The sequence below is a fragment of the Brevundimonas sp. AVps4 genome (assembly GCF_058681525.1).
Map to the genome: position 1 here is coordinate 705,098 of NZ_CM178741.1, position 17,784 is coordinate 722,881.

18 protein-coding genes are annotated in these 17,784 nt (G+C 66.9%); 10 read left to right on the top strand and 8 right to left on the bottom strand.

The window, feature by feature from the left end; all coding sequences use genetic code 11:
- The first annotated feature begins 16 nt into the window (after positions 1 to 16).
- Together ACW178_RS03440 and ACW178_RS03445 are read left to right on the top strand one after the other, a co-directional pair.
- Positions 17 to 2,158 carry a hybrid sensor histidine kinase/response regulator gene (locus ACW178_RS03440; protein WP_492024859.1) on the top strand — a complete coding sequence of 714 codons (2,142 nt, stop codon included), beginning with the start codon at positions 17 to 19 and terminating at the stop codon, positions 2,156 to 2,158.
- 168 nt (positions 2,159 to 2,326) lie between these two features.
- Positions 2,327 to 3,376 carry a ribonucleotide-diphosphate reductase subunit beta gene (locus ACW178_RS03445; protein ID WP_492024860.1) on the top strand — a complete coding sequence of 350 codons (1,050 nt, stop codon included), beginning with the start codon at positions 2,327 to 2,329 and terminating at the stop codon, positions 3,374 to 3,376.
- Between the two features lie 10 nt (positions 3,377 to 3,386).
- On the opposite strand, the gene ACW178_RS03450 is transcribed toward ACW178_RS03445, so the two are convergent.
- Positions 3,387 to 3,905, bottom strand: coding sequence for a hypothetical protein (locus ACW178_RS03450; RefSeq protein ID WP_492024861.1), 519 nt, complete (start codon positions 3,903 to 3,905; stop codon positions 3,387 to 3,389).
- A 154-nt stretch (positions 3,906 to 4,059) separates the two neighbouring features.
- Here ACW178_RS03450 and ACW178_RS03455 point away from each other — a divergent pair, with 154 nt between their 5' ends.
- Positions 4,060 to 4,323 carry a hypothetical protein gene (locus tag ACW178_RS03455; protein ID WP_492024862.1) on the top strand — a complete coding sequence of 88 codons (264 nt, stop codon included), beginning with the start codon at positions 4,060 to 4,062 and terminating at the stop codon, positions 4,321 to 4,323.
- A 49-nt stretch (positions 4,324 to 4,372) separates the two neighbouring features.
- On the opposite strand, the gene ACW178_RS03460 is transcribed toward ACW178_RS03455, so the two are convergent.
- From ACW178_RS03460 to ACW178_RS03470, 3 genes are all read right to left on the bottom strand, one after another.
- Positions 4,373 to 5,362, bottom strand: coding sequence for an FkbM family methyltransferase (locus ACW178_RS03460; protein WP_492024863.1), 990 nt, complete (start codon positions 5,360 to 5,362; stop codon positions 4,373 to 4,375).
- A gap of 99 nt (positions 5,363 to 5,461) precedes the next feature.
- On the bottom strand, positions 5,462 to 6,946 hold the full coding sequence (locus ACW178_RS03465) for a sensor histidine kinase (protein WP_492024864.1): 1,485 nt from the start codon (positions 6,944 to 6,946) through the stop codon (positions 5,462 to 5,464).
- Entirely contained in the window at positions 6,943 to 7,692 is a 750-nt protein-coding gene (locus ACW178_RS03470) for a TVP38/TMEM64 family protein (protein WP_492024865.1), read from the bottom strand. Before ACW178_RS03470 ends, ACW178_RS03465 begins: the two co-directional genes overlap by 4 nt.
- 126 nt (positions 7,693 to 7,818) lie before the next feature.
- On the opposite strand from ACW178_RS03470, the gene rpmH reads away from it, so the two are divergent.
- Genes rpmH through yihA form a run of 4 tightly spaced genes read left to right on the top strand, consistent with a single transcriptional unit; the run spans position 7,819 to position 10,845 of the window.
- Complete coding sequence (gene rpmH / locus ACW178_RS03475; protein WP_003164000.1) at positions 7,819 to 7,953, top strand: 50S ribosomal protein L34; 135 nt, start codon at positions 7,819 to 7,821, stop codon at positions 7,951 to 7,953.
- 29 nt (positions 7,954 to 7,982) lie between these two features.
- Entirely contained in the window at positions 7,983 to 8,399 is a 417-nt protein-coding gene (gene rnpA, locus ACW178_RS03480) for a ribonuclease P protein component (protein WP_054764534.1), read from the top strand.
- Positions 8,396 to 10,195, top strand: coding sequence for a membrane protein insertase YidC (yidC, locus tag ACW178_RS03485; protein WP_191558503.1), 1,800 nt, complete (start codon positions 8,396 to 8,398; stop codon positions 10,193 to 10,195). The genes rnpA and yidC overlap by 4 nt, the downstream gene beginning before the upstream one ends.
- Positions 10,192 to 10,845: a ribosome biogenesis GTP-binding protein YihA/YsxC gene (yihA, locus tag ACW178_RS03490; RefSeq protein WP_191558502.1), complete on the top strand. Its 654-nt coding sequence runs from the start codon at positions 10,192 to 10,194 to the stop codon at positions 10,843 to 10,845. Before yidC ends, yihA begins: the two co-directional genes overlap by 4 nt.
- A gap of 9 nt (positions 10,846 to 10,854) precedes the next feature.
- Here yihA and hemW read toward each other — a convergent pair whose 3' ends face one another.
- Both hemW and rdgB read right to left on the bottom strand, forming a co-directional pair.
- A complete protein-coding gene (gene hemW / locus ACW178_RS03495; protein ID WP_191558501.1) occupies positions 10,855 to 12,027 on the bottom strand; it encodes a radical SAM family heme chaperone HemW in 1,173 nt (390 codons plus the stop codon).
- On the bottom strand, positions 12,020 to 12,637 hold the full coding sequence (gene rdgB / locus ACW178_RS03500; protein ID WP_287105248.1) for an RdgB/HAM1 family non-canonical purine NTP pyrophosphatase: 618 nt from the start codon (positions 12,635 to 12,637) through the stop codon (positions 12,020 to 12,022). The genes hemW and rdgB overlap by 8 nt, the downstream gene beginning before the upstream one ends.
- Before the next feature lie 463 nt (positions 12,638 to 13,100).
- On the opposite strand from rdgB, the gene ACW178_RS03505 reads away from it, so the two are divergent.
- The 3 genes from ACW178_RS03505 to ACW178_RS03515 are packed head-to-tail and all read left to right on the top strand — an operon-like array spanning position 13,101 to position 14,583.
- Positions 13,101 to 13,712 carry a DUF2975 domain-containing protein gene (locus ACW178_RS03505; protein WP_054764539.1) on the top strand — a complete coding sequence of 204 codons (612 nt, stop codon included), beginning with the start codon at positions 13,101 to 13,103 and terminating at the stop codon, positions 13,710 to 13,712.
- A 23-nt stretch (positions 13,713 to 13,735) separates the two neighbouring features.
- On the top strand, positions 13,736 to 13,975 hold the full coding sequence (locus tag ACW178_RS03510; RefSeq protein ID WP_152949355.1) for a helix-turn-helix domain-containing protein: 240 nt from the start codon (positions 13,736 to 13,738) through the stop codon (positions 13,973 to 13,975).
- Positions 13,972 to 14,583: a Smr/MutS family protein gene (locus ACW178_RS03515; protein ID WP_287105249.1), complete on the top strand. Its 612-nt coding sequence runs from the start codon at positions 13,972 to 13,974 to the stop codon at positions 14,581 to 14,583. The genes ACW178_RS03510 and ACW178_RS03515 overlap by 4 nt, the downstream gene beginning before the upstream one ends.
- A 395-nt stretch (positions 14,584 to 14,978) precedes the next feature.
- Here ACW178_RS03515 and ACW178_RS03520 read toward each other — a convergent pair whose 3' ends face one another.
- Together ACW178_RS03520 and ACW178_RS03525 are read right to left on the bottom strand one after the other, a co-directional pair.
- The gene (locus tag ACW178_RS03520) at positions 14,979 to 15,620 is read right to left on the bottom strand and encodes a TetR/AcrR family transcriptional regulator (RefSeq protein WP_054764542.1); all 642 of its coding nucleotides are present in this window, start codon (positions 15,618 to 15,620) and stop codon (positions 14,979 to 14,981) included.
- Between the two features lie 203 nt (positions 15,621 to 15,823).
- Positions 15,824 to 17,659 (bottom strand): cation:proton antiporter domain-containing protein, encoded by a 1,836-nt coding sequence (locus ACW178_RS03525; RefSeq protein WP_287105251.1) that lies wholly within the window; start codon positions 17,657 to 17,659, stop codon positions 15,824 to 15,826.
- Between the last annotated feature and the right edge of the window lie 125 nt (positions 17,660 to 17,784).

Here is a 17,784-nt window from a genome sequence, read left to right on the forward strand (position 1 = left end):
CATTCACGGGTGAAGCATGGTCGGTCTGACGACATCCATGCGGCGCGGGCGCTGGCGGTTCTTCCGCCATGACGCCGGACAGGAGGCGGGTCCCCCGCCCTCCGTCTATCTGCTTTTGTTCGTCGCCTCCCAGCTTCTGGGGCTGTGGAGCGTGGCCGCGCTGGACGCCAAGGTGATGTGGCCGGCTAATGCGGTGTTGCTGGCCGCCGTCCTGCAGTTGTCGCGTTACAAGGCCCTGGGGGTTCTGGTCGGGTGCGCCCTGATCAATCTGGTCAGCAACATCATACGCGGCGACGCCGCCGTGATCGCGGTCACCAACGTCGCCTTCAACATGACCCAGGTGATCGTCGCCACCCTGCTGATCCGTCGCTTCTGCGGCGCCGCCCTGGACATGCGTCGTCCGAAACGGCTGCTGCGGTTCGCCCTGATCGCTGCGGCGCCCTCCGTCGCCTTCACCACCCTCCTGGCCGGCCTTGTCGCCGTCGTCGTTAGCGGACCGCCGTTGGAAAGCCTAGGCTTTCGGATGCGGCACCTCTTCGACATGGAACTGCTGGCGATGATGATCGTCACGCCGACCCTGTTGCTGGTGGCGCGCAGTCACCGCTTCCGCTCCGACGCCCAGGCCCGACCCGCTGAATTCGTGCTCCTGATGGTTCTTGTGACCGCCGCCGTGGTCTGGGCCTTCGGCCAGAACCAGGCGCCGATCCTGTTCATGATCCTGCCGCCTCTGATCCTGCTGGCCTTCCGACTGTCTCCGCCCTGGACCGCAGGGGCGGTTCTGTGGGTTACGGTCATCGCCGTGGGCGCCACCGTGACGGGTCACGGCCCCGTCACCCTGACGCGCCTTCAGCCTGACCCGGTTCTGGACACGGTCCCGACCGTCATGCGGCAGATGAGCGTCCTGCATCTGTTTCTTCTGACTCTGGTCGTCACCGCCCTGCCGATCACCACTTTATCGACCGAGCGGCGGCGGCTGATGACGCGATTGGGCGTGCGCACCGAGGCCGCCCTAGCCGCCGTCAAACGGGCCGAGACGGCCGATCAGGCCAAGTCCCGCTTCCTGGCCATGATGAGCCATGAGATGCGCACGCCTCTGACCGGCGTCACCGGATATGCCGACCTTCTGGCCCGACGTCCTGGGCTGGACGACGAGGGGCGCCGTCAGGTCGAGGCGATCAAACAGTGCGGCGAGGCCATGCTGCGCCTGATTGAGGATCTGCTGGAGGTGTCCCACGGCGGGGCCGAGGTGGCGCTGAAACCGACCGACATCCCCGCCTTGATCGAAGAGGCGGTCGCGCCGTCGCGGGAGTGGGCGAATGTTCGCGGCCTGGACTTCACCGTCAGCATCGCCCCCGAGGCCCAGGGCGGGGTCTGGACCGACGGCCGGCGTCTGCGCCAGATTCTGCACCATCTCAGCGCCAACGCCGTGAAATTCACCGGCCTGGGCGGCGTGCGGGTCGTGGCGGACCGACGGGGCGATCATCTCCGCGTGCAAATTCACGACACCGGCTGCGGCATGACGGATGAGGTGCTCTGCGGCGTCTTCTCCCTGTTCCAGCAGGCGGACGCCACCACCAGCCGGGCGCATCAGGGCGCGGGAGTGGGTCTGGCCCTGGCCAAGAGCCATGTGGACCGACTGGGCGGAACCATTTCGGTGGAGAGCGCGCCCGGCATGGGAACGACCTTCACCGTCGAAATCCCAGCCGAGCCGGTCGAAATCGTTCAGAGCGACGCCCCCCAGCCGTTGGAGGCGCGGCGCATGCGGATCCTCGTCGTTGACGACCATCCCCTGAACCGCAATCTGATGCGAGTCATGCTGGAGGCGGCCGACTGCGACACGGCCGAGGCGTGTGACGGCGCCGAGGCGGTGGAGGCCGTCGCGGCCGGCGCCTTCGACCTAGTCCTGATGGACGTCCGCATGCCGGTCATGGACGGGATCGCCGCCACCCGCGCCATCCGCAGTCTGGCTGGACCGGCCGCCGACGTCGCCGTCCTGGCCGTCACCGCCGAGGCCATGCCCGAAGACGCCGCCCGCTGCCTGGCCGCCGGCATGGACGGTCATCTGGCCAAGCCCATCACCCAGGCGGCCCTCTATGCGGCGATCGACGCCGCCCTGGCTGCGGCGTCTGACCGTCGGGACGACGCCCAGGCCGCCTAAGGCGGGGCGCCCATCCCCAGGGCCGTCCCCAGCTTCTTAACCGCCGCACACAAGATGTAGCGGTAGGACAAAATGTGATCGCAACATAGATGATTTCCGACTTGGCGCCGGGCGCGCTGAGTCGCATGGTGCTGGCCTCTCCGGAATCGCTCTCTCAGGTCCAGTTCGATGAACGCCATCACCCCGATCATCCGCCCCGACCGCGCCGGTCTTCTGACGCCCTCCGTCGCCTACAAGCCGTTCCGCTATCCGTGGGCCTTCGACATGTGGAAGAAGCAGCAGCAGGTCCACTGGATGCCGGAAGAGGTGCCGCTGGGCGAGGACGTCAAGGACTGGGCCTCGACCCTGAACGACAATGAACGCAATCTGCTGACCCAGATCTTCCGCTTCTTCACCCAGGCGGACATCGAGGTTCAGGACAACTACATGGAACGCTACGGCCGGGTGTTCAAACCGACCGAGGTGAAGATGATGCTGGCCGCCTTCGGCAATATGGAGACCATCCATATCGCGGCCTACGCCCTGCTGCTCGAGACCATCGGCATGCCCGAGAGCGAGTTCGGCGCCTTCATGGAATATGAGGCCATGCGGGACAAGCACGACTATATGGGCCAGTTCGGCGTGGATTCGGACGCCGACATCTGCCGGACCCTGGCCATGTTCGGCGGCTTCTCAGAAGGGGTTCAGCTGTTCGCCTCCTTCGCCATGCTGATGAACTTCCCGCGCATGAACAAGATGAAGGGGATGGGCCAGATCGTCTCCTGGTCGGTGCGCGACGAGAGCCTGCACTGCGAGGGCATCATCAAGCTCTATCACGCCTTCAACAAGGAGACGGGCGCCGTCACCAAGGCCGTGGCCGACGACATCGTCGACTGCTGCAAGACGGTGGTGAAGATGGAGGACAAGTTCATCGACCTGGCCTTCGAAATGGGCGCGGTCGAGGGCATGACCCCCGACGACATCAAACAGTACATCCGCTTCATCGCCGACTGGCGCCTGCGTCAGCTGAAGCTGCCCGAGGTCTATGGGGTCAAGGAAAACCCGCTGCCCTGGCTGCAGGCCCTGCTGTCGGGCGTCGAACACGCCAACTTCTTCGAGGCCCGCGCCACCGAATATTCGAAGGCCGCGACGCAGGGCAATTGGCACGGTTCGGACGGCGTCTGGACCGAGTTCGACCGGATGATGGCCCGCCGCGACATGAGCCTGGTCGCGGGCTGAGCCCGGTTGGCTACGGCTGCGGCCTGACCCAGGCGGGTCGGGCCGTGCAGGCCTCGCGGAAGCCCGACTGGCACAGCCGCACCTGTTCGCGCCAGGCCGCATAGTCGCGGTCGTACTGGTCCTGGGCCGCCCGGGTCGCCTCGGCCGCGGCTCGCGCCTGTTCCTCGGCTTGACGCACCTCGATCTGATGACGGGCCACGGCGGCGTCATAGTCCAGCCGGGCGGCCTCGTCCGCCTTGTCGGCCAGGGCGTTCTGGGCGGCGATCTCGTCGTTCAGCGCTCGGGTGAGACGCAATTCTTCCTCGGTCTGTCTGGAATCCTCAGCCCGGTGGTAGGCTTCGCCCTTCGCCCGCAGCAGCGCCTCGCGCGCGGCGGGGTCCTGGGGGTCGGGCAGGGCGCGCTGATCGCGATAGGGGTCCGGCGCGCTATAGGGATCCGGGGCCGTCTGCGGCGCCGTCCGGGCCTGAGCCGCGCCGGTCAGGGCGATCGTCGCCAGCAGGGCGCCGAACAGGGACATTCGGATGGTCATGCAGCTATCCTTCGCTCAAGGCTCGTCGCCCGACCTTCGCCGTAACGGCGTCGATCCGCAATAACGCAGTCGTGACGAAAAGGTGGCGCGCGGGGCCGCTTCACGTCATGGTCGCGGTCGTTCCGATCGCCCAGCCCGACACCGAGCAGACCTCATGATCCTAAGCACCTCGTCCGGAGACTATCCGATCCCCGCCGACGTCGCGCGTCAACTGCCGAACGTACCCGCCCTGCCCGATCCGGCCGCGCCGAACGCGCGGCTGCAGATCGAGGATTTCCGCCACTGGCTGGACGCCTCGCCCGAGCACGCCATCGACTATGAACGGCTGCGGCGCTGGCATCTGGTGCAGGATGAGCTGGCGGCGCGCGCGCTAATTGAAAATTGGCGCTATGTAGTCACGACCGACGGACTTGACTAAAACATGATCGCTCCCATCTGGAAGCCCGGATTGATCTGTGTCGCGTTAGTTATGGTAGATCTTGACGAGAGATCAGCATATCACAGTGGCCAAGGTTTAAAACGTCGCTGACCGGAACTGGAGCAAATCCAGCGGCGTCGACTTTCCAGAAACGAAAACCTAGAGCACTCAAATCTTGGACATATTCATTTATGTCGGCGAGCGTCGACATCATCGAGGTCGACCATTCTGTCAAGATGCGGATTCTCGGCGACCGTTCCAAAATTCGCCGGGCGCCAGCGATTGCCAACGGTTCGGCTCCCTCGATATCCATATGAAGGAAATCAACTGACGGGACTGTGGCTAACACGTCATCCAATCGTACGGCGTCGACGGCCGTTCTTTCGGAATAGGCCTCTCCGAAGTCCGAATCGGCTCTGGCTGTAACAATGTGGCCACTTCCGAAGTGGCCGGGAGCCGCTTGGAGTGCGATTTGGCCCGGCTTGTCCGCGACCGCTACTGGATGAAGATCCACCTGTCCCACGCCTCGAAAAGATGAGTATCCGTTCACGAACAGCGATGCGCGAAGCAGCGGGATGATCGCAGGGTTGGCTTCGAAAGCATGGATTTTACAGCTCCTGCCGTAGGCGCCTGCGATCGCCATCGTATGGTATCCGACGTTCGCGCCGATATCGACGACCGTGTCTCCTGATTGAAGGCATGACAGAATCGCCTGCTCGACATGAACTTCATAGCGGCCGCTTTTCAATATGGCGGGGGTAAGATCTAAGTCTCCGGGGACAAGGTAGATCACTTCCCCTCGGTGGGTCATCGCCATTACGCGGTCCCCAAGGAATATCGGGGAAAATTGTGCGTTCAGATGATGCGATCGAAATTCAGATGTCGAAATAATGTAACGGCCTAGTTCAAATCTATCCTTGAAGCCTAGTGAAAGATGATGTTTGACCAGATCATCGTCAGGCGTACGGCCAAGTAGAAATTCAATGCAGGCTATTATGTCTTCGGGGGTGATGTAAGAATTTTTGCTAACTTCGGACATATTTTCCTGCTCCTGCCTCGCCGCTATTTGTGAATATTAGGTTCAAGATCTGGAGTTGCAACGAGAAAGTTCTGCTTTTGGGTGGTCTCACTCTACGCTTCACGCCGGCAGGCGCAGCTCGAACACGGCGCCGCTTCCCTCATTGGCGCCTTCGCCGGGGACCAGCCTCAGGTCGCCGCCGTGCAGGGCCGCCAGTTCGCGGGATATGGTCAGGCCCAGGCCCGATCCATCGGAACTTTTGGAACTGACGAAGGGTTCGAACAGCCGCTCCGCCAGGCGCGGCGGAATGCCCGGCCCGTCGTCGGCGATGCGGATGACGCACAGCCGGTCCTCGCCGAAGGCGCTGACCGTGATCGTCCCCCGACCGCGCCGCTCGGGCGGTCGGCCCGCGTCGGCCTCGATGGCCTGACGGGCGTTGCGCATCAGATTGACCAGAATGCGATAGAGCTGGTCCGGATCGGCCTCGACCGCGAACCGGGCCGGCAGTTGCTTGACCAGCCGCACGCCGTCCGGTTCCAGCCCCGCGTCCTCGGCCGCCAGGGTCAGGGCCTTGGTCAGGACCACGCGGGTCTTCTGGGGCGCGGGCTCCTCGCTGCGGCCATACTCCAGCACATTGCGCGACAGGCTTGCGGCCCGGCTCAGCGCCCGCTCCAGTCGAGGCAGGGCCTTGGCCACCTGCGGATCCGCCGAGGTCGCCAGCCGTTCGGACGCCATCTGGGCCGAGGTCAGCATGTTGCGCAGGTCGTGGTTGATCTTGGCCACCGCCTCGCCCAGGGCGACCAGGCGGGCGCGCGAACGCAAGGATTGACGGACCTCCTCCTGCATCCGCGACAGCTCGCGCTCGACTCGGCCGATTTCGTCATGCCGGTCGGACGGCGCCTCGGCCTCGCTCTCGGGATCGGCGGCGAATCGCTCCATCGACCGGGTGACGCGCCGCAGGGGCCGCAGCACCAGCAGGGCCAGACCGCCGTAGAGCAGGGCCCCCGCCGTCAGGGACACCAGCAGGGACACCAGCAGGCTGTTGAGCAGGAAGGATTTCAGCTCCAGTTTCAGCGGCTGGGCCGGGGTGACGATCTCGATGAAGTCGCCCGAGCGATAGCGGGGCTTGGCCTGGACGCGCAGCGACCGGTCCGGATGGCCGAACAGGGTGCGCCAGGGGTCGGTCAGCCGTGCCCAGCTGTTCTGCTGGCGCAGGTCGATCAGTTCGGGGGCCCGCGGCAGATTGGGGGCCTGGAGCAGCAGCCGCCGCACCCCCTGTTCGGTCAGGGCCACGGCCTGGACGCCGCCGATCCGCATCAGCTCGGCCGCCGTGTCGTCCTCGACCGCGCTATAGGGCAGGGCCTCGACCCCGACCGAGGCCAGTTCGGCCGCTTGCAGCCGGTCGCGCAGCCAGCGCTCGTGGAAGGCGGCCAGGTTCGGCCCCATGATCAGGGCTTCGACCGCCAGGGTGAAGGCCACGGTCAGCAGCAGCAGCCGCGCCGACAGGCCGTCGGGCGCGCGGGGCCGCAAGCGCTCGCGCCAGGTCTCTACCGCTTCGGGCGACAGTTTCAGCGCCGCCGCCGCCTTGTCGAACAGCGCGCTCATGCCGGGGCGGCCTCCGCGCGTCGGGCGCGGATCATCTGGACCAGCTTGATGCCGATGGGCAGCAGCAGGGACAGGAAGACCACCCCCATCAGCGGCCAGAAGAACTGGCGCAACAGCATCGGCAGATCCGGCCGCACCCCGGCCCGCAGCAGGTCGCCCAGCTGGGATCCGATCCAGGTGTAGATAAAGGTGGAGGGCAGCAGGCCGATGAAGGTGGCGATCACATAGGGCCGCAGCGGCACCGCCATCATGCCCGCCGTGGCGTTGACCAGGACGAAGGGCACGCTGGGGATCACGCGCAGGGTGAACAGGGTGGTGAAGGCGTTGCGGTCGATGCCCTTGGCCACCCGATCCATGAAGCCGGCGTCGGCCTCGAACTTGGCGCGCAGCCAGGTGCCGATCGAGGTGCGATAGACGGAATAGATGACGACCGAGCCTATGGTGGCCCCGCTCGCCTGGGCCAGGGCGCCCACATAGGGGCCGAACATCATGCCGCCCAGCAGGGTCAGGAAGACCGGGCCGGGAATGGTCGAGGCGGTGGCCACGGCGTAGACGGCGACGAAGGCGGCCAGGGCGATCCACCAATGGGCCTGGGCATAGGCCCGAAGGTTCAGCCCGTGCTCGCGGATCAGGTCCATCGACAGATAGCGGTTCCAGCCCAGGGCGAAGAAAACGACCACCAGGCCGGCGATGACCGCCAGCGGCGCCAACCGCAGGGCCCAGTCCTTCGCCGTTCGTTTCGCCATACGCTCGTCATTCCCGAATTGCCGACCGAGCGTTGACTCGCGCGGTCATGCGACTTATACGCCCGCCCTTCCTGCGACGGACGCCTCTTGCCCCGTCGCCCAACCTTTTAACGTCAGGAGCCGACCGTGAAGCGGACCTATCAGCCGTCGCGACTCGTGCGCAAGCGCCGTCACGGCTTCCGCAGCCGGATGGCCACCAAGAACGGCCAGAAGATTGTTGCGCGCCGTCGCGCCAAGGGCCGCAAGCGCCTGACGGCGTAAGCGGCTCTCGCGTCCGGAGCCAAGGACGCATGAGCGACCCTTTACAGATCAAACGTCTGTTGCGGCGGCCCCAGTTTCTGGCGGCCGCCAAAGGCGTTTCCGAAGCGCGCGGCGGGGTGGTGATCCAGAGGCTGGATCGCGGCGACGGTTCGCCGCACGTCGGCCTGGGCTTCACCGCCACGCGCAAGATCGGCGGGGCGGTGGTCAGGAACCGCGCCAAACGCCGCCTGCGCGAGGCCGCGCGGGCCATGCTGCCCCAATATGGCGTGCCCGGAAGCGACTATGTCTTCATCGCCCGCATGGGCACGACCGAGCGGGCGTGGGACCGTCTGCTTGACGATGTGAAATCGACGCTTACAAGGCTGGCGACACCGAGAAACGATCGGGGGGCCGACCGGCCTTCGCCCGCCCCCGCCCCCTCCGGCCAGGACCGCCCGAATCCATGAAAAACGAGAACTCGCGCAACACGATCCTCTTCATCGTGTGCTCGGCCCTGATCCTGGGGGTCTATTGGTTCGCCGTGCTGCGGCCCCAGGCCGAGCGCCGCGCCGTCCAGCAGCAGGCCCAGGCCGAACAGTCTCAGACGGCCGAGAACGCCGCTCGCACGGCGCTGAGCCCCCAGGGGCCGGTCTTCGTCACCGATCGCCGCCAGGCGCTGAGCACCGCCGCGCGCGTGCCGATCCAGTCCGGCACCCTGAAGGGCTCGCTGTCGCTCCAGGGCGGTCGGATCGACGACCTGTTCCTGACCGACTACAAGGAGGTCCAGGACAAGCCTGAGCCGGTCGAACTGTTCCGCCCCCAGGGGATGCAGAACGCCTATTTCGCCCAGTTCGGCTGGACCGGCCCCAATGTGGCCGGCGGCGTGCCTGGTCCCAACACCGTCTGGCGCCTGACGGCCGGTTCGACCTTGACCCCCACCTCGCCGATCACCCTGACCTGGGACAATGGGCAGGGTCTGCGCTTCACCCGCGTGGTCTCGGTCGATGACCGCTACGTCTTCTCGATCAAGGACACGGTCCAGAACCTGGGAACCCAGGCCATCACCATCGCCCCCTACGGCAGCGTCCAGCGCCAGGGCGTCCCGCCGCTGGCCGGCTCGTCCCACATCGTCCACGAAGGCGCCATCGGTACCTTCGGCAAGCCGGGCGACTACCGGACCGAGCAGAAGAAGTACAAGGACTGGCTGAAGGAGCCGCGGATCGAGAACGCCTCGACCGGCGGCTGGCTGGGCATCACCGACAAATACTGGCTGGCGGCCCTGCTGCCGCAGCAGGACGAGGCGGTCGAAACCGAATTCCGGGTCCGCGAGGTTCCGGGCGGCCAGCCGCAGCTGGAAGCCAACGTCCTGGGCGCGACCCGCACCATCCAGCCCGGCGGAACCGCCACCGAGACCCAGCGCCTGTTCGCCGGCGTCAAGCGGGCCGAGGTGCTGAAGACCTATGAGACCAACCTCAACCTGCCGCGCTTCGTCTATGCGATCGACTGGGGCATGTTCTGGTTCCTGACACGCCCGATCTTCTGGATCCTGGAGAATGTCTACGGCCTGGTCGGCAGCTTCGGCGTCGCCATCCTGGCCCTGACCGTCATCGTCAAACTGGTGATGTTCCCCCTGGCCAACAACGCCTACGCCTCGATGTCCAAGATGCGGAACCTCCAGCCCAAGATGGAGGAGATCAAGAAGAAGTTCAAAGACGATCCGCAGAAGCAGCAGCAGGAGACCATGGCCCTGTACCAGAAGGAGAAGATCAATCCGGTCGCCGGCTGTCTTCCGCTTCTGCTCCAGATTCCGGTCTTCTACGCCCTGTACAAGGTGCTGACGGTCACCATCGAAATGCGCCACCAGCCGTTCCTGGGCTTCATCCACGACCTGTCGGCGCGCGATCCCTCGGTGGTGTGGAACCTGTTCGGCCTGATCCCCTGGGATCCGGCGACCCTGCCGCTCCTGGGCGGGCTGCTGGTCGGGCCTCTGGGCATCGGTCTGCTGGCGGTCGCCTACGGCCTGACCATGTGGCTGCAGACGGCGATGAACCCGCCGGCGGCCGATCCGGTTCAGCGCCAGATCTTCCAGTTCATGCCCCTGGTCTTCACCTTCATCATGGCGCCCTTTGCGGCGGGCCTGCTGGTCTATTGGGCCTGGTCCAACATCCTGACCATCCTGCAGCAGTATGTCATCATGCACCGCTACAAGGCCGAGAACCCGATCGACGACTTCATCGCCCGTTTCAAGAAAACGCCCGCGTGATCGAGGAAACCGAGTTCAGCCCCGAAGAGATCGAGGCCGCACGGATTCTGTTCGCGCGGCCGGCGACCTTCGTCATGGGGGCGGCCAAGATCGAGCAACTGCCCGATCCGGACCTGCCCGAGATCGCCTTTGCGGGCCGCTCCAACGTCGGCAAGTCCAGCCTGATCAACGGCCTGGTCGGCATGCACAAGCTGGCCAGAGCCTCCAACGAGCCGGGCCGGACGCGCGAGGTCAACTTCTTCGATCTGGACGGTCGGCTGCGGCTGGTCGACCTGCCCGGCTACGGCTGGGCCAAGGCGTCCAAGACCACGGTCAAGAAGTTCCAGGACCTGGGGCGCGATTACCTGCGCGGCCGGGTCACCCTGAAACGGGTCTATCTGCTGATCGACAGCCGCCATGGGCTGAAGAGCGTGGACGCCGAGGCGCTGGACGCCCTGGATCTGGCCGCCGTCTCCTATCAGATCGTCCTGACCAAGGCCGACAAGCTGAAGAAGGGCGAGGGCGAGCGGATGCAGGAGGCCACGCTTAAGGCCATCTCCAAACGCCCCGCCGCCTTCCCCGTGGTGGCCCTGACCTCGTCCGAAAAGGGGCTGGGCCTGCCCGAGCTGCGGGCCGAGATCATGCGCACCACCGGCGCGACCCTGGACTGAGGCGCGACCTCAGGTCAGCAGGGCCTTCAGCACCCCGTCCAGCACCGGCCGCCCGCGCGGGGTGGCGACCAGCCGCCCGTCCATGACCGCAAGAAAGCCGTCGGCGATCAGGTCCGCAGTCGGTCCCGCCTCGGGCGACAGGCCCAGGTCCGCCAGCAGGCGGACCGGCGCTCCCTCCACCGTCCTTAGCCCCAGCAGCAGCCGCTCCTCCGCCGCCCCGGCGGCGTCCAGCCGTTCGACCTCGGCCCAGGGGGCGCCCGCCTGAACCCCTGCCGCATAGTCGCCGATGCGGCGATGGGCGACGGTTGCGGTGCGAACGCCGTCCAGGGTCAGTCGCCCATGCGCCCCCGGCCCCAGGCCCAGATAGTCCCCGCCGCGCCAGACATGCAGATTATGGGCCGACCGGGCCGCCACGCCCCGCGCATGGTTGGACACCTCATAGGTGTCGAAACCGGCGGCCTCCAGCACCGCCTGGGTGGCCTCATACAGGGCGGCGGCCGTCTCCTCGTCCGGCGGAACCAGGGTTCCGCGCGCCAGGGCCCGGCCGAAGGCCGTCGTCGGCTCGAGCGTCAGCTGATAGGGCGAGACGTGCTCGAACCCCATGTTCAGGGCCGCGCCCAGCTCCGTCGCCCAGTCGGCGGGCGTCTGGCCCGGCCGGGCGTAGATCAGGTCGATGGACAGCCGGTCAAAGGCGCGTCCGGCCAGGGCGACCGCGCGCCGCGCCTCGGCCGCCGAATGGTCGCGCCCCAGAAACCGTAGGGCGGCGTCGTCCAGGGCCTGCACCCCCATGGACAGCCGATTGATCCCGGCCTGGGCCAGGGCGTCGAACCGGGCCGCCTCCGCATCGGTCGGATTGGCCTCCAGCGAAATCTCGATCGGCCCTGACGGCGGGAACAGGTCGCGGGCCTGATCGATGATCCGCGCCACGGCGTCCGGCGCCATCAGCGACGGCGTCCCCCCGCCGAAGAAGACCGAGGCCAGCCGGCGCGGCCCGGTCAGGGCGCGCTGCGCCCGCAGATCGGCCAGGATCGCCTCCACCAGCCGCCCCTGTTCCTCGACCCGCCCCCGGTCGCGCACCACGTTGAAGTCGCAATAGGGGCAGATGCGCGCACAATAGGGCCAGTGGACATAGAGGCCGACGTCTGATCCGGGATCGACCCAGGTCTGGGCGGGATCAGTCAATCAGGGCGGCTCTCAGCTTGGCGAAGGCGCGGGTGCGGTGGCTGATCGCCTCCTTGGCCTCAGGCTCCATCTCCCCGAAGGTCAGGCCGCTTGCGTCATCAGGCGCCTCGTCCGGAATGAAGATCGGATCATAGCCGAAGCCCCGGTCGCCGCGCGGCGGAAAGCTCAACCGACCCCGCACCACTCCCTCGACCACCACGCTGGGCCCGTCAGGCCAGGCCACCGCCAGGGCCGAGGTGAACCAGGCGCTCATGTCCGCAGCCTGGATCTCCTCCAGCCTTTCCTCGACCTTCTTCATCGCCACGGCGAAATCCTTGCCCGGACCGGCCCAGCGGGCGGAATAGATGCCCGGCGCCCCGTCCAGGGCCGCGACCGACAGGCCCGAATCGTCGGCCAAGGCGACCTCGCCCGACCGATCGGCCGCCTGCCGCGCCTTCAGCAGGGCGTTGCCGGCGAAGGTGGTCTCTGTCTCCTCGGGTTCAGGCAGATTCAGCTGCCCCGCCGTGAGGATCTCGTAATCTTCGCCCAGCAGGGCGGCGATCTCGGGAACCTTGCCCGGATTGTGGGTGGCGAGGACGATACGCATCCCCTTGAAAAGCTTGAGACTCATTGCCGATCACGGTCCTGAAACAGTCTATTGCCAAAGTTCAATATCGTTAAACGATATGTAACGTGATTTTCCGCAGGACACGGCCTATCTATTGATCGTCAGGAACGGGGCCGCAACGTTCAAGACGCCGGACATAACCGGAAGGATCATGCGGAAAAAACTTAAAACGGGCGATGATCGCCCAACAGGAAAAACGGAGACACATTATGCATACGATGAACCTCTCGCTGCTACTGGACAAGGTCGGCGCCGCCTTCGTCAACACGGTTCTGATCGCCGCCCTGCCGACCGCCCTGGTCGCCATCCTGGTCCAAGCCTTTTGATCGACCTCAAGTCCAGTCCTTATCGATCACGAGAGCTTTGACGACCTTGACGAAGATCGCGATGTATAGGGCTGCGTGCGGGTTCGCCGGACCCCGCGCAGCCGCCGCGTCCTTCCTTCCGGCCTGAGCACCGACCGACCATGCGCCTGCCCCTGCCCCATCTGCTGAAGCGAGGCGAGGGGCGCACGCCGCAGCTGTGGGCCCCGATCACCGCCCCGTTTCGCGCCCTGGGACCGGGTTCGGTCTCCAGCGTGCTGAAGGTGGCCCTGGACGTGGCCTATGTCCTGCTCTGGCTGGTCACCGGCCTTCTTCTTCTGCTGCTGATCGCGGCCGTCTTCATCCCGCTGGACAATGTGAACATCACCGTCAGCGGCGAGACCGGCGGCCGCCAACTGCCCCTGACCCGGCTGCTTCTGCTGTTCGGCCTGGGGGCGGCCACCGCATATTTCGGCGGCTTCATGCTGATTCTGCGCAGCCTGCGCCTCATCTTCCGTACTCTGATCATGGGCGACCCCTTTCATCCGGCCAATGTGCGCCGCCTGCGCCAGATCGGCCTGATCCTGGCCCTGGTCACCGGCGGGGTCTGGCTGGCCCAGGGCTTCGTCGCCGCCCGCCTGGCGCCCGGCGTCATGGACCCGCAAGGGCTGGGCGAACTGCTGACCCCGGTGTTTTCCGTCCTGATCGTCTTCGTCCTTGCGGAGGTCTTTCGCGAGGGCGCGCGGCTGCGCCGCGAATCCGAACTGACGATCTGAACCGTTTCCGCTAGGACTTCCCCATGGCCATCCGCGTCCAGCTTGATCGCGTCCTTGTCGAACGCCGCATGTCGCTGACCGAGCTGGCCGACCGGGTGGGGGTCACGGTGGCCAATCTGTCGGTCCTGAAGACGGGCAAGGCGCGGGCGGTGCGGTTTTCGACCCTGGACGCCCTGTGCCGTGAACTGAACTGCCAGCCGGGCGATCTCCTCGCCCATGAACCCGGTCCCGCCGACCCTATCGAGGACGACGAAGCGGCATGAGGCGCAAGGGTTCCGGCCGGGACGAGAACGGCCTGACGCCCGAGGACCGTCGCATCTGGAACCGCATCACCGGCACGGTCTCGCCGCCCCGAACGCGCAAGGCCGCGCGGGTCACGCCCGGCGCCGAGGCGCCGGCCCATCTGATCGCCCCGACCTCGGACCGCCCTCTGTCGCGCGCGGAAAAGCCCCCGGCCAAGACCTCTCCGGCGCGGTTCGCCCGCACCGAGCCCACGTCCGAGCCCCGCCTCCCGGTTCGCCCCGCGCCCTCTCGCCTCCGGCCCGCGCCCGAGGATCTGGAGCCCCGCCGCAAACAGCGGCTGTCGCGCGAGCGCGATCCGATCGAGGCCCGGATCGACCTGCACGGCTTCGGCCGGTTCGAGGCCGAGGACCAGCTTCGGGCCTTTCTGACCGGCTGCCAGGCGCGGGGCCTGCGGGCGGTCCTGGTCATCACCGGCCAGGGGCGGCTGGGCGGCGGGGTCATCCGCGCCTCCTTCGCCGAATGGATGCAGTCGCCGGCCCTGCGCGGCGTGGTCTCGGGCTTCACCTCGGCCCATCGGCGCCACGGCGGCGACGGCGCCTTCTACGTCACCCTGAAACGCCGCGGCTGAGGGTCGATCCTCGCAAGTTCAAAGACAAGGTCCTGGCTTTTCAAGGGACAGGCTCTCACGGGCGGCCTCGACCCGGCGCCCCTCGAAACCGTGTCAGGCTTGCGGCCCGGTCTTTGACATTGTGCGGCTCTGGACGTCTCTCCACCTCCCGCCCGCCGGACGCCCATCGGACTGTCCGATACGATGCGCCAAAAATCCGCTTTGAAAACAAAGGGCGTCGGACACATCGGACAGTCTTTTTCGATGTCCGAAACCGCGACCGCGGCGTCGGACCGATGGGACTCATCGGACTGTTTTTTCTCGGTCCGATGCGAGGCCCGGCCCCAGACGGACGAAGGCCCGCCGGCGACGGGCGCGGGCGGGCCTGAAGGGCGCTCTGAAAAGGGAAAGGCGGCCTATTTGGCCGACAGGGCCCCGGCCAGGATGACGTCGATCTGCTTGCCCATATGGTCCGACAGGGCGGCTGCGTCCCATTCGTCATAGGCGGCGCGGCGATAGTTGGACAGATAGGCGTCCCAGATCAGCTCGACCAACAGGCGCAGATCGGCGTCCTGGCGCAGCTCGCCCTTGGCGACCGCCTCCTGAAGAATATCGCCGATGGTCAGCAGCAGCTTCTTGGTCGCGGCCCGGGCGCGCATCTCGGCCGCCAGGGGCTGGAACCAGGATCGGGCGACGATGGCCTGGAACAGGGGCAGATGCTCCAGCGACGAATGATAGCCGGCGCTCAGCGCGCCCAGCAGACGCTGGCGGACCGGCTCGCCCTCGGGCGCCCCGGCCTCGACCACCTCGGCCAGGCGCGACATGTCCTCGGTCAGGACCGCCTCGAACAGCTCGGCCTTGTCCTGGAAGTTGGCGAAGACCGCGCCGGTCGACATGCCCGCGCCCTTGGCGATGTCGCGGATGGTGGCGGGTTCATAGCCCCGCTCAGCGAACAGGGAGCGGGCGGCGTCCAAAACCTTCTGGCGGGTCCGCACCTTGGCCGCCTGACGACGGTTCAGGCGGGGCGCAGCTTCGGTCGATAGGGCGGATTCGGTCATGAAATCAGGTTGAACTCTACGCAATTTCGGATGCGCCTAGGCGGTCCGAGTTGACTTTGGGTGAAGCGCCTTGAGCTGACGAGAGAGGCGTTGCGGCCCGGACCTCGTCATCGGCGCGATACTGAGGGACGGCTTGCATCACGGAACCATGACGAAAATGGGTCGGCCGATTTTTCTCCTGTGAGGCGAGAAAATATTCAAGGTTAACTTTCAAGCTTGGCTGTATTGATTTGGGACATTCTCAACGCGCGGGTGGTTCTACTGCGTCCTCCTGCGGGCATGGCGGCCTGGAAGGCTCTGCGGAATTGTTCGCGCTTCTCATGGATGGAGACCAGGACGCGGCCCATGGGCACGCCCAGATCGACCAGGGTGTTCTCAGCCAGCTGCAAACTGGCCTCGGTCGTCTCCGGCACGGCGTCCGTAACCCCCAGGGCGTAAAGGCGCGCCGCATGCTGATCGTCGCGCGCTCGGGCGATCAGGATCAGATCCTCGCGCAGGGCGCGGGCCGCCGTCACCACCTCATCGACCTTGCCCGGCGCGTCCATGGTGACGATCAGGGCGCGGGTGGTCTGAACCCCGCAATGGGACAGCATTTCGGGCCGGCCGGCGTCGCCGTAGAAGACGTCGAACCCGTCCCGACGCCCCGCCGCCACGGCCGCAGCGTCCGTGTCCAGGGCGATGAAGGGCTGGTCGTGCGCCTTCAGCAATTCGCCGATCAGGCGGCCGACGCGACCGAAGCCGACGACGATCACCGCCCCGTCCGCCTGTTCCGGCGGCGCGGCGCCCTCTGGCGTGGTCGGGCGGTCGGGGGCCTTGGCGCGCGACAGCCTCTGGCCCAGCAGGGCCAGAAGCGGGATGGAGAAGATGCTCAGGGTCGCCGACAGGGCCACTGTGCTGGTCAGGGCGGGCGGGGCGATGCCCTCCACCATGCCGGTGGCGAAGACGACGAAGGCGAACTCGCCCGCCGGCGCCAGCACCAGGGCCGTCTCCAGGGCGGGCCGGGCGCCCATGCCCCACAGCCGGGCCAGGGCGAAGATGACGCCGGTCTTGACCACTGTGACGGCCAGGGCCAGGCCGAACAGCAGGACCGGATCGGCCGCCACCGCGCCCAGGTCCAGCCCCAGCCCAACCCCGACGAAGAAGACCCCCAGCAACAGGCCCTTGAAGGGTTCGATCGACACCTCCACCTCGCGCCGGAACTCGGTCTCGGCCAGCAGCACCCCCGCGACCAGGGCGCCGATGCTCATCGACAGGCCGACCGCCTGGGCCGCCAGGCCGGCGCCCACCACCACCAGCAGGCTGGCGGCGACGAACAGCTCCCCGCCCTGGGCCGCCTTGCGCGCCCGCGCCACCGACCGGAACATGGGCCGCAGCACCACCCGGCCCAGCAGCACCAGAAGGCCCAGGCCCATCGCCGCCGGGACCAGGGTGAACAGGGCGCGGCCCAGGACGGCGGGGTCCAGCGTTCCCCCGCCCTGGGCCAGGGCCGCCATCACGCTGACGGTGATCAGAATGGGGGCCACGGCCAGGTCCTGAGCCAGCAGGACGGCGAAGGTGAATCGGCCGACACTGGTCTTCAACCGTCCGCCCTCGGCCAGAACCGGCATCACCACCGCCGTCGACGACAGGGCCAGGCCCATGCCCAGGACGGCCGCGCTGACCAGGCTTTGGCCGAGCAGCATGAACAGGCCCGCCAGCACCAGGGTGCAGGCCGCCACCTGCATCAGCCCCAGGCCGAACACCAGCCGTCGCAGGGCCCGCAGCCGTTCCCACGACAGCTCCAGCCCGATCATGAACAGCAGGAAGGCGACTCCCAGCTCCGACAGCTGGGCCAGCTGGCCGGGGTCGCTGATGGTGAAATAGGACAACCAGGGCAGCCGGTCGGCGAAGCGCGCCAGGCCGTCGGGGCCCAGCACCACCCCTGCGGCCAGGAAACCCAGGACGGGGCTGATCTTCAGACGATTGACCAGGGGCACCATGACCCCGGCGGCCGCCAGAAACACCACCAGATCCTTATAGTCGCCGCCGTGCGTCTGCATTCGCCCTCCGAGCTCTGCCGGCATGTGACCCGGAACCGGCGCCTGTGGCGAGAGGTCGCGGCGCTTTCATGAACTTTTTTTAAGGCGACAGGCCCCGCGTCGGGTCTAGGGTCCGCTCCGACCCG